This is a genomic window from Pseudomonas sp. FP1740 (genome assembly GCF_030687165.1).
Classification (GTDB): domain Bacteria; phylum Pseudomonadota; class Gammaproteobacteria; order Pseudomonadales; family Pseudomonadaceae; genus Aquipseudomonas.
This window is the reverse complement of sequence record NZ_CP117461.1, coordinates 446,089-471,743: the sequence shown is the minus strand read 5'-3', so window position 1 is coordinate 471,743 and position 25,655 is coordinate 446,089. Positions and strand designations below refer to the sequence as shown.

At 61.6% G+C, this 25,655-nt stretch carries 26 protein-coding genes; 23 read left to right on the top strand and 3 right to left on the bottom strand.

Translation table 11 applies throughout. The annotated features are described in order from the left end of the window. Positions 1 to 8 precede the first annotated feature (8 nt). Both mscK and selO read left to right on the top strand, forming a co-directional pair. The gene (mscK, locus tag PSH69_RS02120) at positions 9 to 3,359 is read left to right on the top strand and encodes a mechanosensitive channel MscK (protein WP_305410896.1); all 3,351 of its coding nucleotides are present in this window, start codon (positions 9 to 11) and stop codon (positions 3,357 to 3,359) included. A gap of 48 nt (positions 3,360 to 3,407) precedes the next feature. Beyond that, entirely contained in the window at positions 3,408 to 4,871 is a 1,464-nt protein-coding gene (gene selO / locus PSH69_RS02115) for a protein adenylyltransferase SelO (RefSeq protein WP_305410895.1), read from the top strand. 6 nt (positions 4,872 to 4,877) lie between these two features. Here selO and PSH69_RS02110 read toward each other — a convergent pair whose 3' ends face one another. Together PSH69_RS02110 and PSH69_RS02105 are read right to left on the bottom strand one after the other, a co-directional pair. Next, on the bottom strand, positions 4,878 to 5,279 hold the full coding sequence (locus PSH69_RS02110; RefSeq protein ID WP_018928582.1) for a type II toxin-antitoxin system HigA family antitoxin: 402 nt from the start codon (positions 5,277 to 5,279) through the stop codon (positions 4,878 to 4,880). Next, positions 5,276 to 5,572, bottom strand: a complete 297-nt coding sequence (locus PSH69_RS02105; protein WP_305410894.1) for a type II toxin-antitoxin system HigB family toxin — start codon at positions 5,570 to 5,572, stop codon at positions 5,276 to 5,278. Before PSH69_RS02105 ends, PSH69_RS02110 begins: the two co-directional genes overlap by 4 nt. Before the next feature lie 195 nt (positions 5,573 to 5,767). Here PSH69_RS02105 and trxC point away from each other — a divergent pair, with 195 nt between their 5' ends. Next, the gene (gene trxC / locus PSH69_RS02100; RefSeq protein WP_305410893.1) at positions 5,768 to 6,202 is read left to right on the top strand and encodes a thioredoxin TrxC; all 435 of its coding nucleotides are present in this window, start codon (positions 5,768 to 5,770) and stop codon (positions 6,200 to 6,202) included. Positions 6,203 to 6,223: 21 nt separating this feature from the next. Here the strand turns inward: trxC and PSH69_RS02095 are convergent, their stop codons facing one another. After that, a complete protein-coding gene (locus tag PSH69_RS02095; protein ID WP_305410892.1) occupies positions 6,224 to 6,994 on the bottom strand; it encodes a ParA family protein in 771 nt (256 codons plus the stop codon). A gap of 356 nt (positions 6,995 to 7,350) precedes the next feature. On the opposite strand from PSH69_RS02095, the gene PSH69_RS02090 reads away from it, so the two are divergent. The 20 genes from PSH69_RS02090 (at position 7,351) to PSH69_RS01995 (ending at position 25,645) form a co-directional block, all read left to right on the top strand. Then, positions 7,351 to 8,076, top strand: coding sequence for a beta-ketoacyl synthase chain length factor (locus PSH69_RS02090; protein WP_305410891.1), 726 nt, complete (start codon positions 7,351 to 7,353; stop codon positions 8,074 to 8,076). Further along, the gene (locus tag PSH69_RS02085; RefSeq protein WP_305410890.1) at positions 8,052 to 8,864 is read left to right on the top strand and encodes a 1-acyl-sn-glycerol-3-phosphate acyltransferase; all 813 of its coding nucleotides are present in this window, start codon (positions 8,052 to 8,054) and stop codon (positions 8,862 to 8,864) included. Before PSH69_RS02090 ends, PSH69_RS02085 begins: the two co-directional genes overlap by 25 nt. After that, complete coding sequence (locus tag PSH69_RS02080) at positions 8,842 to 9,117, top strand: phosphopantetheine-binding protein (RefSeq protein WP_018928588.1); 276 nt, start codon at positions 8,842 to 8,844, stop codon at positions 9,115 to 9,117. The genes PSH69_RS02085 and PSH69_RS02080 overlap by 23 nt, the downstream gene beginning before the upstream one ends. 9 nt (positions 9,118 to 9,126) lie before the next feature. Continuing rightward, entirely contained in the window at positions 9,127 to 9,381 is a 255-nt protein-coding gene (locus tag PSH69_RS02075) for an acyl carrier protein (RefSeq protein WP_007936741.1), read from the top strand. Then, positions 9,378 to 9,923: a hypothetical protein gene (locus PSH69_RS02070; RefSeq protein WP_258672115.1), complete on the top strand. Its 546-nt coding sequence runs from the start codon at positions 9,378 to 9,380 to the stop codon at positions 9,921 to 9,923. Before PSH69_RS02075 ends, PSH69_RS02070 begins: the two co-directional genes overlap by 4 nt. Then, positions 9,920 to 11,602 carry an acyl-CoA synthetase family protein gene (locus PSH69_RS02065; protein WP_305410889.1) on the top strand — a complete coding sequence of 561 codons (1,683 nt, stop codon included), beginning with the start codon at positions 9,920 to 9,922 and terminating at the stop codon, positions 11,600 to 11,602. The genes PSH69_RS02070 and PSH69_RS02065 overlap by 4 nt, the downstream gene beginning before the upstream one ends. A gap of 152 nt (positions 11,603 to 11,754) precedes the next feature. Then, a complete protein-coding gene (locus tag PSH69_RS02060) occupies positions 11,755 to 12,489 on the top strand; it encodes a glycosyltransferase family 2 protein (protein ID WP_305410888.1) in 735 nt (244 codons plus the stop codon). Then, positions 12,486 to 13,433: a glycosyl transferase gene (locus tag PSH69_RS02055; RefSeq protein ID WP_305410887.1), complete on the top strand. Its 948-nt coding sequence runs from the start codon at positions 12,486 to 12,488 to the stop codon at positions 13,431 to 13,433. Before PSH69_RS02060 ends, PSH69_RS02055 begins: the two co-directional genes overlap by 4 nt. Continuing rightward, positions 13,414 to 14,958, top strand: coding sequence for a histidine ammonia-lyase (gene hutH, locus PSH69_RS02050; RefSeq protein WP_018928593.1), 1,545 nt, complete (start codon positions 13,414 to 13,416; stop codon positions 14,956 to 14,958). Before PSH69_RS02055 ends, hutH begins: the two co-directional genes overlap by 20 nt. Beyond that, positions 14,951 to 15,376 carry a thioesterase family protein gene (locus PSH69_RS02045; protein WP_018928594.1) on the top strand — a complete coding sequence of 142 codons (426 nt, stop codon included), beginning with the start codon at positions 14,951 to 14,953 and terminating at the stop codon, positions 15,374 to 15,376. The genes hutH and PSH69_RS02045 overlap by 8 nt, the downstream gene beginning before the upstream one ends. Positions 15,377 to 15,543: 167 nt before the next feature. Further along, on the top strand, positions 15,544 to 16,110 hold the full coding sequence (locus PSH69_RS02040) for an outer membrane lipoprotein carrier protein LolA (RefSeq protein WP_064615943.1): 567 nt from the start codon (positions 15,544 to 15,546) through the stop codon (positions 16,108 to 16,110). Continuing rightward, the gene (locus tag PSH69_RS02035) at positions 16,094 to 18,433 is read left to right on the top strand and encodes an MMPL family transporter (RefSeq protein ID WP_305410886.1); all 2,340 of its coding nucleotides are present in this window, start codon (positions 16,094 to 16,096) and stop codon (positions 18,431 to 18,433) included. Before PSH69_RS02040 ends, PSH69_RS02035 begins: the two co-directional genes overlap by 17 nt. Continuing rightward, positions 18,433 to 19,590, top strand: coding sequence for a sodium:proton antiporter (locus PSH69_RS02030; RefSeq protein ID WP_305412773.1), 1,158 nt, complete (start codon positions 18,433 to 18,435; stop codon positions 19,588 to 19,590). The genes PSH69_RS02035 and PSH69_RS02030 overlap by 1 nt, the downstream gene beginning before the upstream one ends. After that, entirely contained in the window at positions 19,577 to 20,824 is a 1,248-nt protein-coding gene (locus tag PSH69_RS02025) for an NAD(P)/FAD-dependent oxidoreductase (protein WP_305410885.1), read from the top strand. The genes PSH69_RS02030 and PSH69_RS02025 overlap by 14 nt, the downstream gene beginning before the upstream one ends. Then, on the top strand, positions 20,821 to 21,546 hold the full coding sequence (locus tag PSH69_RS02020) for a class I SAM-dependent methyltransferase (protein ID WP_305410884.1): 726 nt from the start codon (positions 20,821 to 20,823) through the stop codon (positions 21,544 to 21,546). The genes PSH69_RS02025 and PSH69_RS02020 overlap by 4 nt, the downstream gene beginning before the upstream one ends. After that, a complete protein-coding gene (locus PSH69_RS02015; protein WP_305410883.1) occupies positions 21,546 to 22,043 on the top strand; it encodes a hypothetical protein in 498 nt (165 codons plus the stop codon). Before PSH69_RS02020 ends, PSH69_RS02015 begins: the two co-directional genes overlap by 1 nt. Further along, complete coding sequence (locus PSH69_RS02010) at positions 22,040 to 23,236, top strand: beta-ketoacyl-[acyl-carrier-protein] synthase family protein (protein ID WP_305410882.1); 1,197 nt, start codon at positions 22,040 to 22,042, stop codon at positions 23,234 to 23,236. The genes PSH69_RS02015 and PSH69_RS02010 overlap by 4 nt, the downstream gene beginning before the upstream one ends. Then, complete coding sequence (locus PSH69_RS02005; protein ID WP_018928602.1) at positions 23,233 to 23,691, top strand: hotdog family protein; 459 nt, start codon at positions 23,233 to 23,235, stop codon at positions 23,689 to 23,691. The genes PSH69_RS02010 and PSH69_RS02005 overlap by 4 nt, the downstream gene beginning before the upstream one ends. After that, a complete protein-coding gene (gene fabG / locus PSH69_RS02000) occupies positions 23,691 to 24,419 on the top strand; it encodes a 3-oxoacyl-ACP reductase FabG (RefSeq protein WP_019581870.1) in 729 nt (242 codons plus the stop codon). The genes PSH69_RS02005 and fabG overlap by 1 nt, the downstream gene beginning before the upstream one ends. After that, positions 24,419 to 25,645, top strand: a complete 1,227-nt coding sequence (locus PSH69_RS01995) for a beta-ketoacyl-ACP synthase (RefSeq protein WP_305410881.1) — start codon at positions 24,419 to 24,421, stop codon at positions 25,643 to 25,645. The genes fabG and PSH69_RS01995 overlap by 1 nt, the downstream gene beginning before the upstream one ends. Positions 25,646 to 25,655 lie beyond the last annotated feature (10 nt).

The window sequence follows — 25,655 nt, the reverse complement described above, 5'->3', positions numbered from 1 at the left end:
CGGTCTCTATGTCAACTCTGCGTACCTTTTTCATCATGGCCCTGCTGGGCTTGAGTCTTTCCATCAACACGCTGCAAGCCGCCGAGCCGCCGTCCAGCGAAGCCGTGCAAGCGAGCCTGGACAAGATCGCCGACCGCAAACTGCCGGAGGCCGATCAAAAAGCCCTGCAAGCGGTCCTGCAGAGCACGCTCACCCAGCTCAACAACCGGCGTGATTACGACCAGAAACTGATCGATCTCAAGCAGCAGTTGACCAACGCTCCAAGGCAGAACATCGAGAACCAGCGCGAGCTGGCCCGCCTCAAGGCCACCAAAGTGGTGCCGGTAGGGCAGCGCTATACCAAAGAGACAATTCAGCAGCTTGAGCAACTGCTGACCGAACGTTCCACTCAACAAAGCGACCTGCAGAAAGCCCTGGCCGAAGCGAACAGCCTGATCATTACCGCCCAGACCCGCCCCGAGCGCGCCCAGGCCGAGATTTCTGCCAGCCAGACGCGCATCCAGCAGATCAACAACATCCTCAAACTTGGCAAGGACAGCGGCAAGACCCTGACCGCCGAGCAACGCGATCAGCTCAACGCCGAGCTCGCGGCACTGAACGCCTTGATCCCGTTGCGTCGCCAGGAACTGGCCGGCAACAGCCTGTTGCAGGACTTGGGCAACAGCCAGCACGACTTGCTGTCGGAAAAATCCGATCGCCTGGATCAGGAGATCCAGGACCTGCAAACCCTGATCAACCAGAAACGCCTGGCCCAGTCGCAAGAGACCGTGACCCAACAGTCGATCGAAGCGCAGAAGGCCGGTGGCAGCAGCCTGCTGGCCACCGAAAGCGCGGCCAACCTGAAGCTCTCCGACTACCTGCTCAAAAGCACCGACCGCCTCAACGAAGTCACTCAACAGAACCTTCAGACCAAGCAGCAACTGGACAGCGTGACCCAGAGCGACTCGGCGCTGGACGAACAGATCAACGTGCTCAAGGGCAGCCTGCTGCTCTCCAAGATTCTCTACAAACAGAAACAGGCCCTGCCGCGTCTAAGGCTCGACCGCGATCTGGCCGACCAGATTGCCGACATTCGCCTGTATCAGTTCGAAGTCAGTCAGCAACGGGAACTGCTCAGCAACCCGATCACCTACGTCGATAACCTGCTGGCGACTCAACCACCCGAGCAAGTCACCCCGCAACTGCGCAAGAGCCTGCTGGACCTGGCCAACACCCGCGCGGACCTGCTGGAGCGCTTGAATCGCGAACTGAGCGCGGTGCTCAACGAATCCATCACGCTGCAACTCAATCAGAAACAACTGCTCAGCACCGCGCAAAGTCTGCGGGCTACGCTGGACGAGCAGATGTTCTGGATTCCCAGCAACAAACCGCTGGATCTTGAGTGGATGCACAGCGTGCCGGAACGTCTGCAACGTCAGGTCACTACCCTGCCGTGGGCTTCGAGCCTGAGCGAATTGACTGATGGCCTGACGCAACGGCCGCTGCTGTTCCTGCCACTGGCCCTGCTGATCGGCGCGCTGCTGTGGCGCCGCAAAAATCTCTATGCCCGCCTGAACAAAGTTCACCAGGACATCGGCCATTTCAAACGCGACAGTCAGTGGCACACCCCGCAAGCGATTCTGATCAACATCCTGCTGGCGATGCCGGTTTCCCTGGGCCTGGCCTTGTGCGGCCTGGCGTTGCAAATCGACGCCCGCGGGCAGAACGCCAATATGGGCGCGGCGCTGTTGCAGATGGCCCAGGCCTGGCTGGTGTTCTACACCGCCTACCGCATCCTCGCGCCCGGTGGCGTGGCCGAACTGCATTTCCGTTGGGAAAAGCCCCAGGTCGAATTCCTTCAAGGCTGGATTCGTCGGCTCGGGCTGGTGGTGATGGCCCTGGTGACTGTAGTGGCGGTCGCCGAGCTGCAACCGGCGGCGCTGGCCGATGACGTGCTTGGCATGCCGGTGGTGCTGACCTGCTACGCCTTGATGGCCTGGCTGCTCAGCCGCCTGCTGGTCAGCAGCCCAACCCATGAAAACGCTTCGCTGTTCCGCAAGGCCGTGGGAGTCATGTTCACCGTTCTGCCGATCGCGCTGTTCGTCGCCGTGTGCTTCGGCTACTACTACACCGCGCTGAAACTCAGCGACCGCTTGATCAACACCCTGTACCTGCTGATGTTCTGGCTGGTGATCGAAGCCACCTTCGTGCGCGGCCTCAGCGTTGCGGCACGGCGCCTGGCCTATCAGCGCGCCCTGGCCAAACGCCAGGCCGCGAAAGAGGCCGGCGACGGTGAAGCGGTGATCGAAGAACCGACCCTGGACATCGAAAAGGTCAACGAACAGTCCCTGCGACTGATCCGCCTGGCCCTGCTCGGCGGTTTCATCGCGGCGCTGTACTGGGTCTGGTCGGACCTGATCTCGGTGTTCTCGTACCTGGACAACATCACCCTCTACGAATACACCAGCGGCACCGGCGCCAACATGAGCATGGTGCCGATCAGCATCGGCGACATGCTTGGCGCGCTGATCATCATCGGCATCACCTTCGCGCTGGCGCGCAACTTGCCGGGTCTGCTGGAAGTGTTTGTGCTGTCCAAGCTCAACCTGGCCCAGGGCAGTTCCTACGCCACGACCACGTTGCTGTCCTATGTGATCGCCGGTGTCGGTTTCGTCTCGACCCTGTCCACGCTCGGCGTGAGCTGGGACAAGTTGCAATGGCTGGTGGCAGCGCTGTCGGTGGGTCTCGGTTTCGGGATGCAGGAAATCTTCGCCAACTTCATCTCCGGCATCATGATCCTGTTCGAACGCCCGGTGCGGATCGGCGATACCATCACCATCGGCAACCTGTCGGGCACGGTGAGCAAGATCCGCATCCGTGCCACGACCATCACCGACTTCGACCGCAAGGACATCATCGTCCCGAACAAGACGTTCATCACCGGGCAACTGATCAACTGGTCGCTGACCGACACCATCACCCGGGTGACCCTCAAGCTCGGCGTCGACTACGGCTCGGATCTGGACCTGGTGAAAGAACTGTTGCTCAAGGCCGCCCGCGATAACCCGCGTGTGCTGAAGGACCCGGAACCCCACGTGTACTTCCTGAACTTCGGCGAAAGCACCCTCGACCACGAGCTGCGCATGCACGTGCGCGACCTCGGCGACCGTAACCCGGTGCTCGATGAGGTCAACCGCTTCATCAATCGCGAGTTCAAGAAGCAGCACATCAACATCTCGTTCCGGCAGATGGAGGTCTATCTCAAGAACCTTCAGGGCCAGGAATACAAAATGGTCCCGGTTGAGCCGGAAACCAAAACCATTGTTCCGGCCCCCACCAGCAAACCGCGGCAAGAACCACCACCTGTCGAACTCGACTAAGCGCGCTATCCCTAGCAGAATGCTCGGACATTCTGCTGGAGATGGCCGTTGAAAGCCCTCGACGAACTGACCTTCGACAATCGCTTCGCCCGCCTGGGCGATGCGTTCTCAACCCACGTACTCCCTGAGCCCATTGCGGCTCCGCGACTGGTGGTCGCCAGCCTCGCCGCCATGGCGTTGCTGGATCTGGACCCGGCCGAGGCCGAGACACCAGTGTTCGCCGAGCTGTTCGGCGGCCACAAGCTGTGGGCCGAAGCCGAGCCGCGGGCGATGGTCTACTCCGGGCATCAATTCGGTTCCTATAACCCGCAGTTGGGCGACGGTCGCGGCCTGTTGCTGGGCGAGGTCTATAACGAAGCCGGCGAGCATTGGGACCTGCACCTCAAGGGTGCCGGTCAGACGCCTTACTCACGCATGGGCGATGGACGGGCAGTGCTGCGCTCCTCGATCCGCGAGTTCCTTGCCTCCGAAGCCCTGCATGCCCTGAACATTCCCACCACGCGCGCACTGTGCGTGATCGGCTCCGACACGCCAGTCTGGCGCGAGAAACAGGAACGTGCGGCCATGGTCCTGCGCCTGTCGCCAAGCCATGTGCGTTTCGGGCACTTCGAATTTTTCTACTACACCAAGCGCTCCGAGCAGCAGAAAGAACTCGGCGAGCACGTGCTGTCCATGCACTTCCCGCACTGCCTGGAGCAGCCGGAGCCGTACCTGGCGATGTTCCGCGAAATCGTCGAGCGTAATGCCGAACTGATCGCCAAATGGCAGGCCTATGGGTTCTGCCACGGCGTGATGAACACCGACAACATGTCGATCCTGGGCATCACTTTCGACTTCGGCCCGTTCGCCTTCCTCGACGACTTCGACGCCCACTTCATCTGCAATCACTCCGATGACCAAGGCCGCTACTCCTTCAGCAACCAGGTACCGATTGGCCAATGGAACCTCAGCGCCCTCGCCCAGGCCCTGACACCGTTCATCAGCGTCGAGGCCCTGCGCGAAACCCTCGGCCTGTACCTGCCACTGTTCCAGGCCCACTACCTGGACCTGATGCGCCGCCGCCTCGGCCTCACTACCGCCGAAGACGACGACCAGAAACTGCTGGAGCACCTGCTGCAACTGATGCAGAACAGCGGCGTCGATTACAGCTTGTTCTTCCGCCGCCTGGGCGATGACTCACCGGAACTGGCTGTCGCCCGGTTGCGCGATGACTTTGTCGACATCAAGGGCTTCGATGCGTGGGGCGAGCTTTACGCCGCCCGGGTTGCCCGTGAAGGCGTGATTGATCAGGAGCAGCGCCGCAAACGAATGCATGCGGTCAATCCGCTGTACATCCTGCGCAATTATCTGGCGCAAAAAGCCATCGATGCGGCGGAAAGCGGCGACTATTCAGAAGTTCGTCGTTTGCACGCGGTATTGAGCAATCCGTTCGAGGAGCAGCCTGGAATGGAGAGCTACGCCGAGCGGCCACCGGAATGGGGCAAGCATCTGGAGATCAGCTGTTCGTCGTGAGGCTTGTCAGATAAAGGTCTCTACGGACACACCAAAGCGCTCGGCCAACCAGCGAACCTGCCGCAGGTTGAGCTGGCGCTTGCCGCTTAAGATCTCCGAGACTACCGATTGCGTGCCCACACCGGGCAGCTCGCTCTGGCTCAGGCCGTGTTCGCGCATCATATAGCCAAGAACCTCTGCACCAGAGGCTTCGCGCATGGGGTGATGGTTGCGATCCCACTCCGCAATCCAGTCACCGATGATGTCCACCAAGCTCATCAACGGGTGCGACTCATCATCGCCGGTCATCTCAAGCAATTCATCGAGTGCCCGCGCCAACATGTCATAGTCGTCTTCGTTTTTCGGTTTTCGAAGCAATGGCGAGACGAACTCCCAATGCTCGGCAGCTTTTTTGATTAGAACACTCATACCCTTCCCTCCTTCCATTTACCTCGCTCATATTCGCTGTGATCCAGCACATGCTTGATATACAGCTTTTGAGACCGATACCTGACAAAAGCGATTAGCCGCAATTTGTTGCCACCGATATCGAACACATGAAACTCGCCGACTTTGTCGGTTGCGGGAAAAATAGACTTCATTGCAGCGAAGTCTCCCGGGTTACTCCCTTTGGCGAGTCGATACCACTGCTCCAATGCATTGGCTGCCCGCGGCCACTTTTCCTTGGCCTCACGAATTGGTTTTTCGGTGAACACATGCATGCAACATCCTTATCGCATTCTGCTATGGGGAGTTAATCACAGATCCAAAATATCGCAAGTTGCGATAATCTTCAGCAGACCAACGGTCTCGCTCAGTACGATTCAGCCTAGTTTCATCGCTATACGCTGCACGATTGAAAATATGAGCAAACGTCTCCACATAGGAGTGATCGGCTTCTTAACAGGACCTCCCTCATGACCGCCCCACTCCTCATCCCCTGCCCCCACTGCAACGGCCTGAACCGCATCCCCGCCGAGCGCCTCAACGATCATCCAAAGTGCGGCCGCTGCAAGGCCGAGATCTTGCTGAACAAGCCGTTCGAATTAAAGCAAGGCGATTACGCCAGTCAGATCAAGGGTGACCTGCCGTTGCTGGTGGATGTGTGGGCGGATTGGTGCGGGCCGTGCAAATCGTTTGCGCCGGTGTTCGAGCAGGCGGCGGGGCAATTGGCGGGCAAGTGTCGGCTGGCCAAGCTGGACAGCGAGGCGAATCAACAGTTGTCGGCGCAGCTGGGGATTCGCTCGATCCCGAGCCTGATTCTGTTCAAGAACGGCCGGGAAGTGGCTCGCCAAAGCGGGGCCTTTCCGTTACCGCAGTTGATGAGCTGGTTGCGCAGTCAGGGGATCTGAAGCCCCTTCAACAAGAGCGATTCAGGTATTTTCCAGCAGAGCGTGCAGGTCGACGAATTGCTGGGTCAGCTTGTGCCGCGGGTCGAGGTGGATCAGCGGCGTGTTGGCCTGATGGGATTCGCGCATGCGCACCGAACTCGCCAGGTACACCGGCAGTACCGGCAGCCCTTCGGCGATCAGTTCGTCGAGAATTTGCTGAGGCAGACTGGCGCGGGCCTGGAACTGGTTGACGACAATGCCTTCGACTTCCAGCCCTTCATTGTGGTCGTCCTTCAACTCTTCGATTTCCGCCAACAGACCATACAACGCCTGGCGCGAGAAGCTGTCGCAGTCGAAGGGGATCAGCACACGATCAGCGGCGATCAAGGCCGAGACGGCATAGAAATTCAGCGCTGGCGGGGTGTCGAGGTAGATCCGGTCGTAATCACCGTCCAGCTCCTCGAGCAATTTACGCAGCTTGTTGATCTTGTGTTTGGCCTCAAGCTTGGGCTGCAAGTCTGCCAGCTCGGCGGTGGCAGTGATGACGTGAAGGTTGTCGAACGGAGTTTCGTAGATGTCGACCTGACCTTTCTTCGAGAACGGCCCGGAGGACAGGGTCTGCTTGAAGAAGTCGGCGATACCCATCGGGATATCCTCACCGGTGAGCCCCGTCAGGTATTGAGTGGAGTTGGCCTGGGCATCGAGATCCACCAATAACGTGCGATAGCCTTCGCTGGCGCTGACCGCCGCCAGATTGCAGGCAATGCTTGATTTGCCCACGCCACCTTTCTGATTGAACACCACGCGCCGCATGTCTAAACCTCCGTGTATCAAAGAATGACCGAGTGTAGTAGTCCACATCGCTGCTTAGCTACCTCGCCAGCATCTAGACTACACAGTCATAGGCAAATCTCTGGCCGGAAAAGCTGCCAACTCGTCCATTGATAGCCGACAGTGCCGACAGACATGTCCGCCGCATTGTGGATAATGGCCAAACGACAGCTTTTCGCGAACCAGACGGTACATTTCGTTGCGCAAAATGTAACCAGCATTTGCTACACGCCCGCAGCACCGGGATAATGCGCGCCACTCGGCGTTAAGCGCCACGTCAGGTCAGCCGCGGTTCTTGCGACTCACCGCGTTAAAGGAAGCCCGCAGGGGCGGGATGAATGTCTGTGATCAACTTCAACATCGCCCAATGGCGCGCTTGGGCCCCTGGTCTTGAAAGCGTGGATGATTGGCAGGCCTGGAGCCGACAACCGGTCGTGCTCGAGCCCAGCGATGCCGCCCCGGATGTGTCGTTTCTGCCGGCCATGCAGCGCCGGCGACTCAGCCGTCTGGCGCGGATGGCGTTCAGTGTCGGCTGGCCCTTGGCTGATGGTCGTCCCAACCTGCCGTTGGTCTTTATTTCTCGCCACGGCGAAACCCCGCGCACCTTCGAGATTCTCAGCGATCTGGCGACCGACCAGCCATTGTCGCCCACCCAGTTCAGCCTGTCGGTGCACAACGCGGTCATCGGTCTGTGGTCGATCATGCGCGGCGAAACCAGCGAAATGACCGCCCTCGCCGCCGCCGGCGATGGCCTTGAACACGGCATGCTGGAGGCCGCGGCGCTGCTTGAGGAAGGCGCGCCCGCGGTACTGCTGATCGTCACCGAAGAACAACCGCCCGCCGCCTACTCGGCCTGGATCGATGATGTGCCTTTCCCTTATGCGGTCGGCCTGTTGATCACCCCCGGTAATCAGTGGCAACTGTCGCTGAACAGCGCCCCGCACACGTTGTCCAAAGCCCGCTGGCCCCATGCCCTGAATCTGTTGCGTACGCTGCTCGGCCAGCAAACAACCTGCCAACATGCCTGGAAAAATCGTGTATGGACCTGGCAACGCAACCCGTAACCGATAAAAACCGCGACGCCTACTACTGGCGCCTGCTGGCCACTGCCGCAAGCTTCACCCTGTTCGGGTTGAGCAGCCTGTGCCTGCGACTGGTGGTGTTCCCGCTGTTGAATTGCCTGCCGGGAGGCGCCCAGGTCCATCGTCAGCGCGCGCGACATACGGTCAGCCGGTGTTTCTGGTTTTTCATTCGGTTCATGGCGCGCAGCGGTGTGCTGACCTATGACATACAGGGGGCGGAAAAACTCGGGCGCCCAGGCCAAATGATCGTCGCCAACCACCCCTCGTTGATCGATGTGGTGTTTTTGATCGGCCTGGTGCGCCACGCCAACTGCGTGGTCAAGAAAAGCCTCTGGGAAAACCCGTTCACTCGCGGTCCGCTACGCTGTACCGAATACATCAGCAACGATGGCAGCATGGACATGCTCGACGCCGCTGCTGACGCGCTGAAAAGCGGTCAGACCCTGATCATCTTTCCCGAGGGCACCCGGACCCGACCCGGCCAACCGCCGGCCTTTCATCGGGGGGCGGCGGCAATCGCCCTGCGCGGTGCGAGAATCCTCACCCCGGTGATCATCAAGGTCAACCCGACCACATTGACCAAGGCCGAACCCTGGTATCGGATCCCCAAACGCCGCGTGCACTTCAGTTTCCGCGTCGGGGCCGATATAGATCCACAGGCCTTCGCTACGCAGGGGCCTGCGCCCCAGGCCTCGCGCAAGCTCAACGACTATTTGCACTCTTACTTTATCAAGGAGCTCGCCGAAGATGAGCGATCAGAACACCGTTAGCCTGATGCAGGAAATCAAAGAGCTGATCATCGAAGCCCTGGGCCTCGAAGACATCAGCGTCGACGACATCGGCGACAACCAGACGCTGTTCGGCGAAGGCCTGGGCCTGGACTCGGTAGACGCGCTGGAACTCGGCCTGGCGATCCAGAAAAAGTACGGCATCAAAATCGATGCCGACGCCAAGGACACCCGTAATCACTTCAGCAACGTGGCGAGCCTTGCGGCGTTCGTCACTGCAAAACAGGCAGCTTGAGACCGGACCATGCAAACTCGTGACGATATTTTCAACACCCTGCGCGATGCTCTGGTCGAACTCTTCGAGCTGGACCCCGAGCGCATCAGCCTGGAATCCAACCTGTACCAGGATCTGGAAATCGACAGCATCGATGCGGTCGACCTGATCGATCACATCAAACGCCAGACCGGCAAGAAAATCGCCGCCGAAGAATTCAAATCGGTGCGTACCGTCAGCGACGTGGTCGAGGCGGTCTACCGTCTGGTTCAGCCCGCCGCATGAGCCGACTGATCGGCCTTGGCCTGCTGCTCGCAGGCCTGCTGTACCCCTTTGCGGTGTATTTCGGCATGGAGCATTTTGCCCCGTGGCAGTTCGGTCTGCTGCTGGGCAGCCTGTGGCTGGCGCGAGCGCTGACCGGCGAACGGCGCCCCGGCAGCCTGTGGATGTCCACGGTCGCCATCGCGTTCTGCCTGCTGCTGGCAGCGTTCGACAGCCCGGTGCTGCTGCGCTGGTACCCAGTGCTGATCAGCGCGTTCATGCTGGTGCTGTTCGGTCTTAGCCTGAAATACGGCCCGCCGATGGTCGAACGCCTGGCCCGCCTGCGAGAACCGGAATTACCGCCCAGGGCCATTCGCTACACCCGCCAGGTGACCATTGCCTGGAGCGTGTTTTTTCTTTGCAACGGTTTGTGCGCCGCCGCCCTGACCCTTTGGGCGCCGCTGAGCTGGTGGATGTTGTACACCGGCCTGATCTCCTATGGATTGATCGGCCTGATGTTCGCCATTGAATGGCTGATACGACAACGGGTACGAGGCCACCCATGAATTGGATAAAACTTGAGCAACTGTTGCTCAAGGCTCAGTCGGAGCGTGCCGTGACGGCCGAACCCGCGTTGAATCACGCGCAATTGTGCGACCAGGCCCTGAGCCTGGCTGCCGGCCTGCAAGCTCAGGGTGTGCAGCGCATCGCCGTGCACCTTGAAGACGCCGCCGACCTGGCCATTGCCCTGCTCGGCGCCTGGCGTGCCGGGGTCAGCGTACTGCTGCCCGCCGACCTGCAAGCACAGACGCGCCAGCGCTGGTCGACCGAGGTCGATCTGTGGCTGACCGATCAGGCCGACGATACACACCTGAGCGATTATCGGCATCCGCCGCTGCCTGCCCACCCGCTGGACCTGGATCGTTGTCAGCTGAGCCTGTGCACCTCCGGCTCCAGTGGCGAACCCAAGCGCATCGACAAAACCCTGCGCCAACTGGCCAATGAAGTCGAAGCACTGGAACACTTGTGGGGCGCAGATCTGGGCGAAGCCTGCATCATCGGCAGCGTCGCCACCCAGCACATCTACGGCTTGCTGTTTCGGGTGCTGTGGCCGTTGTGCGCCGGGCGTTCGTTCGTGCGCAAGCAACTGGCTTTCCCGGAAGACTTGCAACGCGCCAGCCGTGAACACCCGGCCTTCGCCTGGGTCGCCAGCCCGGCATTGCTCAAGCGCATGGGCGACAACCTCGACTGGCCAGCGCTGAGCGCAGTGCGCCGAGTGTTCTCCTCCGGTGGCGCGTTACCCGCCGAAGCCTCGCAAAGCCTTTACGAACGCCTGCAACAATGGCCGACCGAGATCCTCGGCAGTTCGGAAACCGGCGGCATCGCCTGGCGTCAGGGTCAGGCTCTCTGGCAGCCCTTCGCCGGCGTGGAGCTGAGCCAGGACAGCGATGGCGCCCTGCTTATCGCATCGCCATACCTGCCGGCAGGTCATATCGAACACACCGCCGATGCCGCGCGCATCGCCGCCGACGGCCGTTTCGAGCTGTTGGGGCGGCTGGACCGGATCGTCAAACTGGAAGAAAAACGTATCTCGCTACCAATGCTCGAACACGCGCTGATGGCGCACGCCTGGGTCGCCGAAGCCCGCCTGGGAGTGGTTCAGGAAAACCGCGCCTCATTGGGGGCGCTGCTGGTGCTCAGCGAGCGAGGTATGCACGCGTTGCGCAATCAGGGACGACGCAGCCTCACGCAAGCGTTGCGTCAGCATCTGAGCCAGCACTGTGAAACGCTGGCCCTGCCACGACGCTGGCGCCTGTTGCGGCAGTTGCCGCTGAACGCGCAGGGCAAACTGCCCCAGGCTGAGGTTGAAGCCTTGCTGCTGGCGCCCCGCCCAAAGGCGCCGCAAGTGCTGGAGCAGGTCGAAGCCGATGGTGAGTGGAGCCTGCAACTGGCCGTCCCGCCGGACCTGGCGTATTTCAGCGGACACTTTCCCCGGGCCCCGGTATTGCCCGGCGTGGTGCAAGTGGAGTGGGCAATGAGCCTGGGCCAGCAATTGATGGACCTGCCGGCAAAGTTCGCCGGCATGGAAGTGCTGAAATTCCAGCAACTGGTGCGCCCTGGCGATGAAATCCAGTTGCACCTGCGCTTCGACCCGGCGCGCGGCAAATTGTATTTCGCCTATCGCAACGAAACCGCCACCTGCTCCAGCGGGCGGATTTTGCTGGAGGCTGCCAGCGATGCATAACCTGTGGCGAGGGAGCTTGCTCCCGCTGGGCTGCGAAGCGGTCCCAAAACCAGCTGGCGCAGACTTAATGGCGAGCGCTTCGCGCTCGAACGGGAGCAAGCTCCCTCGCTACAGTCAGTCTCTGCACAACCAGGGTTCTGTGGAGGTTTCAGATGCATAACCCCTGCGCCGTAATCCCGGTCTACAACCACGAAACCGCCATCACTGCCGTGGTCGATGCGCTGCTTGCCTGTGACCTGCCCTGCATTCTGGTGGACGATGCCAGCAGCGCCGTCTGCGCCAAGGTACTCGACCAACTGGCGCAGCGCGACAGGGTTTATCTGATCCGGCTCACCGTCAATCAAGGCAAGGGTGGCGCGGTGATGACCGGTCTGCGGGAGGCTTCGCGCCTGGGCTTCAGCCATGCCTTGCAGGTGGACGCCGACGGCCAGCACGACCTGCAAGACGTCAAAGTCTTCATCGAATACTCACGCAACCATCCCGAGGCGGTGATCTGTGGCTATCCGCAATACGACGCCAGCGTGCCGAAAGGTCGGTTGTACGCGCGCTACCTGACTCACGTCATGGTCTGGATCAACACCCTGTCGCTGCAGATTCGCGACTCGATGTGCGGCTTCCGTGTCTATCCATTACCGCCAACCCTGGCACTGATCGACTCGGCCAGGATCGGCAAGCGCATGGACTTCGACTCCGACATTCTGGTGCGCCTGGCCTGGCGCAATCTGCCGATGCAATGGCTGAAAACCAGGGTCCATTACCCGCTGGATGGCGTTTCACATTTCCGTCTGTTCTACGACAACGTACTGATTACGAGTATGCATACCCGGCTGTTCTTCGGCATGTTGCTGCGCGCGCCAGTGATCCTCTGGCGACGGTGGCGAACATGACCGACAAGGTAGACAAACAGCACTGGGCCGATCGCCAGGAACGCGGCAGTTTCTGGCTGATGAAGTTCACCGCATTCTGCGCAAAAGTCCTGGGCCGAAGGCTGCTGAGCCCGCTGCTCTACGGCATCGTGCTGTACTTTTTCCTGTTCGGACGCAGCGCCCGCCAAAGCGCCTGGCAATACCAGCAGCGGCTCGCCGACTGGAGCGGGCGCAGCGAATTGCGTCCGACTCATTGGCGGGTGTTCGGCCAGTTCATGGCCTTCGCCGATTCCATGCTCGACAAACTCGACGTGTGGAACGGCAAGCTGAGCATCGAGCAGATCGAAATCATCGACCCGGCGCTGCTGCGCAATAAACTGCGCGGCACACGCGGGCAGATGCTGGTGGGCACGCACCTGGGCAATCTCGAGGTTTGCCGGGCACTGGCCGAGATCGGCGAGAAAGTCACCATGAACGTGCTGGTGCACACCAAGCACGCCGAGCAGTTCAACCGCCTGCTGGGCGAAGCCGGGGCAACCAATCTGCGGCTGATCCAGGTCAGCGAGCTCGACCCGGTGATCATGTTGCAACTGCATGAGCGCCTGGAGCGCGGCGAGTGGCTGGCAATTGCCGGCGACCGTGTGCCGCTGCATGGCGGGCGCAGCGTGACGGTGGATTTCCTCGGTCACCAGGCAGCGTTCCCGCAAGGCCCGTGGCTGCTGGCCGGTTTGCTGAAATGCCCGGTCAATCTGCTGCTGTGCCTGAAGAAACCCACGGGCGACTATCGACTGACCCTCGAACCGTTCACCGAGGCGGTGGTGTGGAAACGCAGCGAGCGCGAACAGGTCATTCATCAGTGGGCTTCGCGCTACGCCGAACGGCTGGGTCACTATTGCCTCGAAGCGCCCCAACAATGGTTCAACTTTTACCCTTTCTGGAAGACCGATGACGACGCCAACGCTTGAGCCGGTAACCTTCGGCGAACTCCCTTTGTGCATCGAAGACGTGCTGGCCCTGGCCAACCGTCAGGTGCCGACGCAGTTGCAGGGCAACCCCGAGTTTCGCCAGCGCATTGCCAAGGGTCCGCAGTTCCTTGACTCCCTGCTGGACAAGGAAGGCGTGATCTATGGCGTGACCACCGGTTATGGCGATTCCTGTGTGGTGGCGGTGCCGCTGCACCACGTCGAAGCCCTGCCTCGTCATCTGTACACATTCCACGGCTGCGGCCTGGGCAAACTGCTCGACGCCCAGGCCACCCGTGCGGTGCTGGCGGCGCGTTTGCAGTCGCTGTGCCAGGGCGTGTCCGGGGTGCGCGTGGAGTTGCTGGAGCGCCTGCAAGCGTTCCTTGAACACGACATCCTGCCGCTGATTCCGGAAGAAGGTTCCGTGGGCGCCAGCGGTGATCTGACGCCGCTGTCCTACGTCGCCGCGACCTTGTCCGGCGAGCGCGAAGTAATGTTCCGCGGCGAACGCCGGCAAGCGGCTGATGTGCACAAGGAACTGGGTTGGCAACCGCTGGTATTGCGCCCCAAGGAAGCCTTGGCGCTGATGAACGGCACCGCCGTGATGACCGGCCTTGCGTGCCTGGCTTACGCCCGTGCCGACTACCTGCTGCAACTGGCCACGCGCATCACTGCGCTGAACGTGGTCGCTTTGCAGGGCAACCCGGAGCACTTCGACGAGCGCCTGTTCGCCGCCAAACCCCATCCCGGGCAGATGCAAGTTGCCGCGTGGTTGCGCAAGGATCTGGCAATCGACGCGCCGACCGCGCCGCTGCATCGCCTGCAAGACCGTTACTCCCTGCGTTGCGCGCCACACGTGCTCGGTGTACTGGCCGACAGTCTGAACTGGCTGCGCTCGTTCATCGAGATCGAACTCAACAGCGCCAACGACAACCCGATCATCGACGCCGAAGCCGAACGCGTACTGCACGGCGGGCACTTCTACGGCGGCCACATTGCGTTCGCCATGGACAGCCTGAAAAACCTGGTGGCCAACGTCGCCGACTTGCTCGACCGTCAACTCGCGCTGCTGGTGGACGAACGCTACAACCATGGCTTGCCAAGCAACCTGTCCGGCGCCACCGCCGACCGTGCGATGCTCAATCACGGCTTCAAGGCCGTGCAGATCGGCACCAGCGCCTGGACCGCCGAAGCCCTGAAAAACACCATGCCGGCCAGCGTCTTCTCGCGCTCCACCGAGTGCCACAACCAGGACAAAGTCAGCATGGGCACCATCGCCGCCCGCGACGCCATCCGCGTGCTGGAGCTGACCGAACAGGTTGCCGCCGCCACGCTGCTGGCCGCCAATCAAGGCGTGTGGCTGCGCGGCCAGGCTGAAGACGCGCGCCCACTGCCACCGGCCCTGGCCGCGATGCACGAAGAATTGGCCAAAGACTTCCCGCCGGTCATCGAAGACCGTGCCCTGGAAGGCGAATTGCGCCTGTGCCTGCAACGCATCGCCGAGCAACACTGGAGGCTGCATGCGTAGCAAGGGAGTGCTTCACACCGATACGGAAATCCTCGTCCCGTTCTTTGACGTCGACACCATGAACGTGGTCTGGCACGGCCATTACGTCAAATACCTGGAAGTCGCCCGCTGTGCGTTGCTGGACAGGATCGGCCACAACTACGACGCCATGGTTGCGTCGGGTTACGCCTGGCCTGTGATCGACTTGCAGTTGCGCTATGTACGCGGCGCCGTGTTCGGCCAGAAGCTGAATGTGCGCGCCAGCCTGGTGGAATGGGAGAACCGACTGAAGATCAATTACCTGATCAGTGATCTCGCAACCGGCGAACGTCTGACCCGCGCTGTTTCAGTGCAGGTTGCCGTCGACATGAGCAGCCGCGAAATGCAGTTGGCTTCGCCCAAGGTGTTTACCGACGCGGTTGAAAGGGTGCTGCCATGAATTTGCGATTCCTTTGTAGCAGCTGGCGAAGCCTGCGTTCGACTGCGCAGCAGTCGCCACCGGATATGTCTGAAGCACCGCGAGTTGAGGCTCTACGACGGCTTCGCCGCCGGACGCAGCCTCGCAGGCTCGGCAGCTGCTACGGGATTGGTGTGAGCTTGATATTGATGCTGGGCTTTTCTTCGTTGGCCCAGGCCTTCGATCTGCAGCAACTGAGCGATCAACTGGCCAAACCCGATGTGATCCACGGCAACTTCATCCAGGAAAAACACCTGCGCGCCCTGCCCCAGCCGCTGACCAGCAAGGGCACCTTCGTTCTGGCGAAGAATCACGGCTTGCTCTGGCTGCTGAAAACACCGCTGCAACAGGACTACCGCATCAGCGACAAGGGCATTGCCCGGCGGGATGCCAGCGGCTGGCAAATGCTGCCGAACAAGAGTGCCGGTGCCGAACAGAACCGTTTGTTCCTCGCCGTGCTGCAAGGCGACAGCAGTGGCCTGCAACGGGATTTCGAGCTGTCGTTGAGCGGCGATGCGCAGAACTGGAAACTGACCCTGACCCCGCGTTCGATGCTGCTCAAGCAGGTGTTCAATCAGATCAACATTGACGGCGGCGAACTGGTGCACAACATCGAGCTGCTCGAAACCCAGGGTGACCGAACCCTGTTGCGCATGCAGGACAGCACCAGCGCCCAACCTTTGAGCGATGCGGAGCAACATGACTTTGCCGAGTGAACGGATGCTGCCGCGGCTGTTCCTGGTCCTGCTGCTGGCGGTGCTCGCACTTGCCGGTTGGCAGTGGCGCGACGGCACTCCGCTATCGGCCAACCTGATGGAACTGGTGCCAGGCACCGCGCCGGACGCGCTGGAGCTGCGCGCCGAACAACGCATGCAAGAACCGCTGAACCGGGAAATGCTGGTGCTGGTCGGCCATAAAGACCGTCAGCAAGCCATCGCCATGGCGCAAAAACTCGGTGAGCAGTGGCAGGCCAGCGGCGTGTTCGAAAAGGTCCAGTGGAACCTGCAAGCCGACTTGCCAGCGCTGCGCACACAATTGCTGCAAGGCCGGCTGGCGATGCTGTCCGCGGCCGACCGCCAGCAACTCATCGAGCATCCCGACGCCTTTATCCAGCAACGGGTGCAAGCCCTGTTCGACCCCTTCACCGGGTTCAGCCTGGTGCCGAGCCAGGATGACTGGCTCGGCCTGACCGGGCGCATCCAGAACAGCCAGCCACAGCGCGGCTCGGTGCAGTTGGACATCGGCAGCGGCGTGCTGGTCGCCGATGCCGACGGCAAGAGCTGGGTGATGCTGCGGGCGCGAACCGTCGGCAACGCATTCGACATGAACCTGCCGCTGCAAGTGGCCGACCTGCTCCAGCACAGTCGCGAAGAAGCCGCCCAGGCGGATGTGCAACTGCTCGCCGCCAGCGGCCTGCTGTATGCCGCCAGCGGTCAACGGCAAGCCGCGCGCGAGATCACCTGGGTCGGCGGCGGCGCCACGATGGGGATTCTGTTGCTGCTGTTGCTGGCCTTCCGGCGTTGGCGGGTGGTGCTGGCGTTCGTCCCGGTGCTGGTGGGCATGCTGTTCGGCGCGGTGGCCTGCGTGGCGCTGTTCGGTCAGATGCATGTGATGACGCTGGTGCTGGGCTCAAGCCTGATCGGCGTAGCAGTGGATTACCCACTGCATTACCTGTCGAAAAGCTGGAGCCTGAAACCCTGGCACAGCTGGCCGGCGTTGCGCCTGACCCTGCCGGGGCTGACGCTGAGCCTGATCACCAGTTGCATCGGCTACCTGGCCCTGGCCTGGACGCCGTTCCCGGCCCTGACCCAGATTGCCGTGTTCTCCGCCGCCGGCCTGCTGGGCGCTTATCTGTCGGCGGTGTGCCTGCTGCCGGCGCTGCTCAAGGGCGCGCAACTGCGTCCGGCGCAATGGCCGATGCGCATTGCCGAGTCTTTGCTGGCGCTGCGCGAGTCGCTGCTCAAATACGTTCGCACGCCAGTGCTGCTGGCGCTGTTGATCGCCTTCTGTGTCGGCGGTCTGTTGCAACTGCAGACCAAAAACGACGTTCGCCAATGGGTTGGCACACCACAGCAGTTGACCGACGAAGCCCAGGCCATCGCACGCATCACTGGCTATCAACCCACCAGCCAATTCTTCCTGGTGCGCGCGGCCAATCAGCAGGAGTTGCTCGAACGCCAGACGGCACTGAGTGAGCGCCTGGATCAGTTAGTCAATCTGGAAAAACTCCAGGGCTACCTGTCGCTCAACCAGTTGGTCAGCCCGCCGAGCGAACAGCGCAAAGTGCGTGATGCACTGGGCAAGCTGCCGCAGCTCTGGCAACCGTTGCTCGACCTTGGCGTGCCTGCTGACGCCTTGCAAGCCGAGTTGGCGAAGTTGCAGGCACTGCCCGTCGAAGACATCGACACAGCGCTGGCCGGTCCATTGGCCGAACCTTATCGCACCCTGTGGCTGGGGCCCACCGATGACGGCGTGGCCGCGATGGTCAGCCTGCAAGGCTTGAACAATCCCGCGCTGTTGCGGATCCAGGCGCTGGACTTGCCGGGCGTGCAACTGGTCGACCGCCTCGGCGACCTGAACAAGGTATTCGCCGCGACTCAAATCAGCGCCGCGGAATTGAAACTCGCCTCCTGCGTGTTGATCGTGCTGGTGCTGATCCTGCCATTCGGTCTCGGTGGCGCACTGCGAATTGTCTCCCTGCCACTATTGGCGGCCCTGTGCAGCCTGGCAAGCCTCGGCTGGCTCGGGCAGCCGCTGACGCTGTTCAGCCTGTTCGGCCTGCTGCTGGTGACAGCCATCAGCGTCGACTACGCGATCCTCATGCGCGAGCAGATCGGCGGCGCCGCCGCGAGCCTGTTGGGCACCATGCTGGCAGCCGCAACCACATGGTTGTCCTTTGGCCTGCTGGCGGTGTCCAGCACACCGGCGGTGAGCAACTTCGGCCTGTCGGTGAGCCTCGGCCTGGCATACAGCTTCATTCTGGCGCCGTGGGCTGGACGCCAAGTCCACACCGCCCCGGTTGCGGAGCCAGCAGCGTGATGGTCGCGGCGTTCTGGGTCATGGCCCTGGTGTTGTTCGCCATGGCCACCCATGTCGGTAGACGTTTCGGTCTGATTCCGATCGTCAGCCAGTTGTTGCTGGCAACCTTCGGCCTGCCGCTGCTGATGTATTTCTGGATCGAACCGGGTTGGCAACTGAGCGGTGCCGACCTGATCTCGCCGGGTTGGCTGAAGAACCTCTACAGCCTGAGCTTTGCCTTGCTGCTGGGGCACATCCTCAGCGACGTGATCGACCTGCGACTGGATCGCCAGAGCCTGAAAATCGCCCTGCCGAGTTTCTGCATTCCGTTTGCCTGCGGGCTGGCGACAGCGGTCTGGCTACTGCCGCCACAGCCGTGGATCAGCTCGCTGGCGGTCGGTCTGTTGTTCGCCATCACAGCGATTCCGGTGTTGTACCTGTACCTGCGACACATCAACTACCCGCCCGCCGCCACCCGGCGCCTGGTGCAGACCGCGATCCTGATCGACCTGACCTGCTGGACCCTGTTCGCGTTCGCCCAAGGCAGCCTGCACCTGAGCAGCCTGTTGCTGCCGCTGGCCGGCGCCTGCCTGCCGTTGTTGCTGCGACTGCTCAGCTTACGCCAACCGTTGCTGTACAGCGGCTGCTTCTTTGCACTGCTGGTGGTTGCCGAACACTTCAAGCTCAATGCGCTGATTTTCGGCATCGGTTACCTGCTGTGCATGGCCGCGCTCAAGGTGCCGTTGGTGCTGCCATTGCCCACGGCGTGGATGAGTCGTTTGCAGACCTGGATCGCCATCCCGTTGATCCTCACGTTCGGCATCGTGCAGATCAACGTGCACAACGCCCTCGACAGTCTCGGTGGGGTGCAACTGGCCGCGCTTCTGTTGTTGCCGATCGCCAGTAAACTGTTGGGCAACTGGCTGGGTCTCGGCTGGGCCGGCGTCTCGTTTGAAGGTGCCAGCCGCTGGCGGGAAAGCCTTTTACTGAATATCCGCGGCTTGAGTGAGATCGTCTTTCTCAACCTGCTGCTGCAACAACGACTCATCAGCCCCGAGCTGTATTTCGCGCTGATGTTGATGGGCCTGATCGCAACCCTGCTGCCGGCACTCGCCGGCATGCACCGAATCCCTTTGAACATCGCCGCCCCGGCAAGGAGCACCCGTGCCAACAGTTGAAATGGAACGTCGTCAGGTGGTGGTGATCGGTGCCGGCCCCTCGGGCGCCATCGCCGCCGCGCTGCTCAAGCGCAAAGGCCATGATGTGCTGATGATCGAACGCCAGCATTTCCCACGGTTTTCCATCGGTGAAAGCCTGCTGTCCCACTGCCTGGATTTCGTCGAAGAAGCCGGCATGCTCGACGCGGTCAATGCGGCCGGGTTCCAGTTGAAGAACGGTGCGGCATTCGCCTGGGGCGATCAGTACAGCACCTTCGATTTCGGCGAGACGTTCAGCAACGGCAAGCCGACGACCTTCCAGGTCCAGCGCGCCGACTTTGACAAGCTGCTGGCCGACCAGGCTGAACTGCAGGGAGTCGACGTCCGTTACGGCGAAGCCATCGTCAGCGTTGATTTCAGCTTGGCGAAACCGCAGCTCGATGTGCTTCGCGAAGATGGCAGCCAATACCGCGTCGAGGCCGATTTCGTGCTCGATGCCAGCGGCTACGGTCGCGTGCTGCCGCGCTTGCTGGACCTTGAGGCACCATCGAACTTTCCGGTGCGCCAAGCGGTGTTCACCCACGTCGAAGACTGTATCGACAGCCCGGCTTTCGAGCGGAAAAAAATCCTCATCACCACCCATCCGACCCAGCGCGACATCTGGTTCTGGACCATCCCGTTCAGCAACGGTCGCTGCTCGGTGGGCGTCGTGGCAGCCGCCGAACACTTCGCAGGCCGCACCGAGAATCTGGACGACTGCCTGCGCGGCTTTATCGCTGAAACTCCAAGCCTGGCCGGGGTGCTGAACAATGCGGTGTGGGATACCCCCGCGCGGACCATCGGCGGTTATTCGGCCAACGTCAAAACCCTGCATGGCCCTGGCTTCGCCTTGTTGGGCAATGCCGCGGAATTTCTCGACCCGGTGTTCTCCTCCGGCGTGACCATCGCCATGCGCTCGGCGAGCATGGCCGCCGGCGTGCTGCATCGCCAACTGCAAGGTGAAAGCGTCGACTGGCAAACCGAGTTCGCCGAACCGCTCAAGCGCGGCGTCGACACCTTCCGTTGCTACGTCGAAGGCTGGTACGCAGGGACTTTTCAGGATGTGATTTTCTATCAGGGCGGTACAGAGGATATTCGCCGCATGATCAGCTCGATCCTCGCGGGTTACGCCTGGGATGAACGCAACCCGTTCGTCAGCGAAGCCAAACGTCGACTGCGGATGATCTCAGACCTGTGCGCCAGGGAAGCGACATGAGTTATTTGAGCGACAACTACGTCGAAGAAACCCGTTTCGGCTTCTGGTTCCTGCGCAGCCACACCTGGCAGCACCACGTATTGCGAGTGGCGATCAATGACTTGCGCAGCCTGTTCAGCACACCGTTGCCCAGCAATCCGGTCTTGCTGGACGCCGGGTGCGGCCAGGGCAAGTCGTTCCAGTACCTGCGCCAGACCTTCGCGCCCAAGCACCTGATCGGGCTGGATGCCGACCCTCACAGCCTGAACCTGAGCGGCGAAGAAGCGGCCCGCCAGGGCATGGATGTCGAGCTGATCGGCAGTGACTGCGCCAGCATCAACGTGCCGGACGCTAGCGTCGATCTGCTGTTCTGTCACCAGACCTTCCATCACCTGGTCGAACAGGATCAGGCCCTGGCCGAGTTTTACCGGGTGCTCAAGCCGGGCGGCTATTTGCTGTTCGCCGAGTCCACCGAGGCTTACATTGATACGTGGGTGATTCGCTGGCTGTTCCGCCACCCGATGCACGTGCAAAAGAGCGCCGCCGGCTACCTGGAGATGATTCGTCGGCAGGGTTTTGAATTCGGCCCGCAGAACGTGTCTTACCCTTACTTGTGGTGGAGTCGCGCCAAGGATTTCGGCCTGCTCGAACGCTTCGGCTTGCGCCAGCCAAAACCCTTTGGCCAACGGGAAGAAACCCTGGTCAATGTGGTCGCGCGCAAGCCCCTTGAAGAGAGTGTCTGATGATCCGTTTCCTGCTTCTGGGTTGTGTCCTGCTACTGAGCGCCTGTGCCAGCCAGACGCCGCTGCCCGAGCGAACCCCGAACCTGGCGTTGCCACTGCAACTACACATCGAACGGCAGATGGCCGAGCAGCGTCAGGACTGGCTCCTGGTGATCCAGCGTGAAGGCCCGGGCATTCGCTGGTCGATGATGGACCCGTTGGGGATTCCCGTGGCACGACAGAAACTGATCGATGGCCAATGGCACGCCGACGGGTTGCTGCCACCCAATCCGGAAGCCCGGGAGCTGTTCGCCGCCCTGTTGTTTGCATTGACTCCCGAAGGCGAGTTGCACGGCAACTATCCCGCCGCCCGGCAGCATGACGGGCAACGGTCATTGTCAGCGCGCTGGAACATCCGCTATTCACAACCAAGTCTTTCGCAACCACCGAGCTTTGAATTGAACGTGTCCCAAGGCCCGCACTATCGCGTCACCCCATTAGGCGAAAACACGCCATGACCGCTTACCTGAATGCCCTCGGGGTAATCTGCGCCCTCGGCCGCGACAAGCAGGAAGTCGCCCGCAACCTGTTTGCCGGCGATTGCTCGGGCATACGCAGCGAGGCCGGCTGGGTAGCGGAGCGCTCGTTGCCAGTGGCGGCGGTGCGCGGCGAGCTGGCGCCGATTCCGGCTGAACTGGCGCATCAAAGCAGTCGCAACAATCAATTGCTGCTGGAGGCCGCGCTGCAAATTCGCCAAGACATCGAGCAGGCGATCCAGACCTACGGCCGCGACCGTATCGGCGTCATTCTGGGCACCAGCACCTCAGGCATCGACGAGGCCAGCCGCGGCCTGGCCCATTACATCCGTGAGCATCACTTCCCTGCCGACTATGACTATCAGCAGCAAGAGCTTGGTGCACCGGCGACGTTTCTCGCCGACTGGCTGCAATTGAGCGGCCCGGCCTATGTGATTTCCACCGCCTGCACCTCCAGCGCCCGCGCGCTGATGAGTGCCCAACGACTGCTCGACCTGGGCATGTGCGACGCCGTGTTGTGCGGTGGTGTCGACAGCTTGTGCAAGCTGACCCTCAACGGTTTCTCGGCCCTGGAAGCGGTGTCCGAGCAGCGCTGCAACCCGTTTTCGGCGAACCGCAACGGCATCAATATCGGCGAAGCCGCGGTGCTGTTCCTGATGAGCAAAACCGCCGGCGGCGGCCAACCGATTGCTTTGCTCGGCAGTGGTGCCAGCTCCGATGCACACCATATTTCCGCGCCGGAACCCACCGGCCGTGGCGCCCGGCAAGCCATGCACAAAGCCTTGAGCCGCGCAGGCCTGCAACCCCAACAGATCAGCTATCTGAACCTGCACGGCACCGCCACCCAACACAATGACGCCATGGAAAGCCTGGCTGTGACGGCGCTGTTTCCACAAGGCGTGCCCTGCTCGTCGACCAAACCGATGACCGGCCATACCCTCGGCGCCGCTGGTGCCCTGGAAGCGGCGTTCTGCTGGTTGAGCCTGAGCGCGGATAACCACGAGCATGCCCTGCCGCCCCATGTCTGGGACGAGCAGCCCGACCCCGAGTTGCCGGCGTTGCATTGGGTGACCCCGACCGACCACCTGACGTCCATTGCACCCCGCTACCTGATGAGTAATTCCTTTGCCTTTGGTGGCAATAACGTCAGCCTGATTATCGGAGATGCCCCATGATTACCTGGCCGCTCGCCGAATTGCTGCCCCATGCCGGCGACATGATCCTCATCGATCAGATCCTGTCGTTCGACGACGAGCAGATCTATACCCGACTCACCGTCAAACCCGGCGGCCTGTTCAATCGCCCCGACGGCAGCCTGCCGGCCTGGGTCGGCATCGAGTTGATGGCCCAAAGCGTCGCCGCTTATGCCGGTTGCCATGCGCGCCAGAAAGGCAATGCGGTGGAACTCGGATTCCTGCTTGGCAGCCGCAAATTCGAATGCAACGTGGAACACTTCCCCGCCGGCACCGAACTGACCATCCACGGGATACGCTCGCTGGAAGACGACAACGGCATGGGCGTATTCGAATGCCACATCACCGCCCCCGGCATCCACGCGACCGCCCGGTTGAACGTGTTCCGCCCGCCTCAAGCCGCTCAATATCTACATGAATCCCAAGGAGTCGAGTGATGACTGAATCCGTACTGGTCACCGGCTCCAGCCGTGGTATTGGCCGCGCCATCGCATTGCGTCTGGCCCGGGCCGGGCATGACATCGTGCTGCACTGCCGCAGCGGCTTGGCGGACGCCGAAGCCGTCAAAGCCGAAGTGGAAGCCTTGGGCCGCAACGCGCGCATCCTGCAATTCGACGTCAGCAACCGCGCCAGCTGCAAAGCCATTCTTGAAGCCGATGTCGAAGCCCATGGCGCCTATTACGGCGTGGTGCTCAACGCTGGCCTGACCCGCGACGGTGCTTTTCCGGCCCTGAGCGAGGAGGATTGGGATGTGGTGATGCGCACCAACCTCGACGGTTTCTACAACGTGCTGCACCCGGTGATGATGCCGATGATCCGTCGTCGCGCCGCCGGGCGGATTGTCTGCATTACTTCGGTGTCCGGGCTGATCGGCAATCGCGGACAGGTCAATTACAGCGCCTCCAAGGCCGGTCTGATTGGCGCGGCCAAGGCGTTGGCGATTGAGCTGGGCAAGCGCAAAATCACGGTTAACTGTGTCGCACCCGGCCTGATCGACACGGCGATGCTCGATGAAAACGTGCCGGTGGAAGAACTGATGAAAATGATCCCCGCACAACGCATGGGCACCCCGGAAGAGGTGGCCAGTGCAGTGAATTTCCTGATGTCGGCGGAAGCTTCGTACATCACCCGGCAGGTTCTGGCCGTCAACGGAGGCCTGTGCTGATGAAGCGCGTCGTCGTCACCGGCATGGCCGGCATCACCTCACTGGGCAGCGACTGGGACACCATCGCCGCCAACTTCGCCGCCAACCGCAGCGGCATCCGCCGCATGGACGAGTGGGATCGCTTTACCGAACTCAACACCCGCCTGGCCGGGCCGATCGACGACTTCCAGGTGCCCGGCCACTGGACGCGCAAGCAACTGCGCAGCATGGGCCGGGTATCGCGATTGGCCGTCGGCGCGGCGGAAAAAGCCCTGGAGGACGCCGGGCTGCTGGGTGACGAGTCGATCAAGGACGGGCGCATGGGCGTATCCTGCGGCTCGTCCACCGGCAGCACCGACGAGATCAAGGCGTTCGGCAAAATGTTGCTCAACTCGGTGGCCGAAGGCCTGAACGCCAACTCCTACGTGCGGATGATGCCGCACACCACGGCAGCGAATATCAGCATCTTCTTCGGCCTCACCGGCCGACTGATCCCGACCTCCAGCGCCTGCACCAGTGGCAGCCAGGGCATCGGTTACGCCTACGAGTCGATCAAGTTCGGCCGCCTGCCGCTGATGCTCGCCGGCGGTGCCGAAGAGCTGTGCCCGACCGAGGCCATGGTGTTCGATGCGCTCTACGCCACCAGCCTGAAAAACGATGCCCCGCAAACCAGCCCGCGCCCTTACGACAGCGGCCGCGATGGCCTGGTCATCGGTGAGGGCGGCGGCATGCTGGTACTCGAAGAACTCGAACACGCCCTGGCGCGTGGCGCCCGCATCCACGCCGAGATCGTCGGTTTCGGCAGCAACGCCGACGGCCAGCATGCCACCCGCCCCGAGCTGATCACCATGCGCCGTGCGATGGAACTGGCCCTGGAAGACGCCGGGCTCGAACCGAGCGCCATCGGCTATGTAAACGGTCACGGCACGGCGACAGAACAGGGCGACATTGCCGAAACACTGGCGACCAACAGTTTGTTCGGCGAACACATGCCGATCAGCTCGCAGAAGAGTTTCCTCGGCCACACCCTGGGAGCCTGCGGCGCGCTGGAATCCTGGTTCAGCATCGAAATGATGAACCGCGACCTGTACGTGCACACCTTCAACCTCGATGAGGTCGATCCACAGTGCGGCAAGCTCGATTACCTGCGCGGCGAATTCCGGCAGATGAGCAACCAGTATGTGATGAACAACAACTTCGCTTTTGGTGGGGTCAACACCTCGTTGATCTTCCGCCGCTGGTCGTAAACGAAATACC

What these genes read in the sequence shown, in the direction of transcription:
- PSH69_RS02085 (WP_305410890.1), top strand. Translation starts at nt 8,052, where the DNA reads ATGGACCTGGCAACGCAACCCGTAACCGATAAAAACCGCGACGCCTAC.
- PSH69_RS02065 (WP_305410889.1), top strand. Translation starts at nt 9,920, where the DNA reads ATGAATTGGATAAAACTTGAGCAACTGTTGCTCAAGGCTCAGTCGGAG.
- PSH69_RS02040 (WP_064615943.1), top strand. Translation starts at nt 15,544, where the DNA reads ATGCTGGGCTTTTCTTCGTTGGCCCAGGCCTTCGATCTGCAGCAACTG.
- fabG (WP_019581870.1), top strand. Translation starts at nt 23,691, where the DNA reads ATGACTGAATCCGTACTGGTCACCGGCTCCAGCCGTGGTATTGGCCGC.
- PSH69_RS02060 (WP_305410888.1), top strand. Translation starts at nt 11,755, where the DNA reads ATGCATAACCCCTGCGCCGTAATCCCGGTCTACAACCACGAAACCGCC.
- PSH69_RS02055 (WP_305410887.1), top strand. Translation starts at nt 12,486, where the DNA reads ATGACCGACAAGGTAGACAAACAGCACTGGGCCGATCGCCAGGAACGC.
- PSH69_RS02075 (WP_007936741.1), top strand. Translation starts at nt 9,127, where the DNA reads ATGCAAACTCGTGACGATATTTTCAACACCCTGCGCGATGCTCTGGTC.
- PSH69_RS02030 (WP_305412773.1), top strand. Translation starts at nt 18,433, where the DNA reads ATGGTCGCGGCGTTCTGGGTCATGGCCCTGGTGTTGTTCGCCATGGCC.
- PSH69_RS02020 (WP_305410884.1), top strand. Translation starts at nt 20,821, where the DNA reads ATGAGTTATTTGAGCGACAACTACGTCGAAGAAACCCGTTTCGGCTTC.
- PSH69_RS02045 (WP_018928594.1), top strand. Translation starts at nt 14,951, where the DNA reads ATGCGTAGCAAGGGAGTGCTTCACACCGATACGGAAATCCTCGTCCCG.
- PSH69_RS02035 (WP_305410886.1), top strand. Translation starts at nt 16,094, where the DNA reads ATGACTTTGCCGAGTGAACGGATGCTGCCGCGGCTGTTCCTGGTCCTG.
- PSH69_RS02095 (WP_305410892.1), bottom strand. Translation starts at nt 6,994, where the DNA reads ATGCGGCGCGTGGTGTTCAATCAGAAAGGTGGCGTGGGCAAATCAAGC.
- PSH69_RS02010 (WP_305410882.1), top strand. Translation starts at nt 22,040, where the DNA reads ATGACCGCTTACCTGAATGCCCTCGGGGTAATCTGCGCCCTCGGCCGC.
- PSH69_RS02015 (WP_305410883.1), top strand. Translation starts at nt 21,546, where the DNA reads ATGATCCGTTTCCTGCTTCTGGGTTGTGTCCTGCTACTGAGCGCCTGT.
- PSH69_RS02080 (WP_018928588.1), top strand. Translation starts at nt 8,842, where the DNA reads ATGAGCGATCAGAACACCGTTAGCCTGATGCAGGAAATCAAAGAGCTG.
- PSH69_RS02110 (WP_018928582.1), bottom strand. Translation starts at nt 5,279, where the DNA reads ATGAGTGTTCTAATCAAAAAAGCTGCCGAGCATTGGGAGTTCGTCTCG.
- PSH69_RS02090 (WP_305410891.1), top strand. Translation starts at nt 7,351, where the DNA reads ATGTCTGTGATCAACTTCAACATCGCCCAATGGCGCGCTTGGGCCCCT.
- PSH69_RS02105 (WP_305410894.1), bottom strand. Translation starts at nt 5,572, where the DNA reads ATGCATGTGTTCACCGAAAAACCAATTCGTGAGGCCAAGGAAAAGTGG.
- hutH (WP_018928593.1), top strand. Translation starts at nt 13,414, where the DNA reads ATGACGACGCCAACGCTTGAGCCGGTAACCTTCGGCGAACTCCCTTTG.
- PSH69_RS01995 (WP_305410881.1), top strand. Translation starts at nt 24,419, where the DNA reads ATGAAGCGCGTCGTCGTCACCGGCATGGCCGGCATCACCTCACTGGGC.
- PSH69_RS02070 (WP_258672115.1), top strand. Translation starts at nt 9,378, where the DNA reads ATGAGCCGACTGATCGGCCTTGGCCTGCTGCTCGCAGGCCTGCTGTAC.
- PSH69_RS02005 (WP_018928602.1), top strand. Translation starts at nt 23,233, where the DNA reads ATGATTACCTGGCCGCTCGCCGAATTGCTGCCCCATGCCGGCGACATG.
- trxC (WP_305410893.1), top strand. Translation starts at nt 5,768, where the DNA reads ATGACCGCCCCACTCCTCATCCCCTGCCCCCACTGCAACGGCCTGAAC.
- mscK (WP_305410896.1), top strand. Translation starts at nt 9, where the DNA reads ATGTCAACTCTGCGTACCTTTTTCATCATGGCCCTGCTGGGCTTGAGT.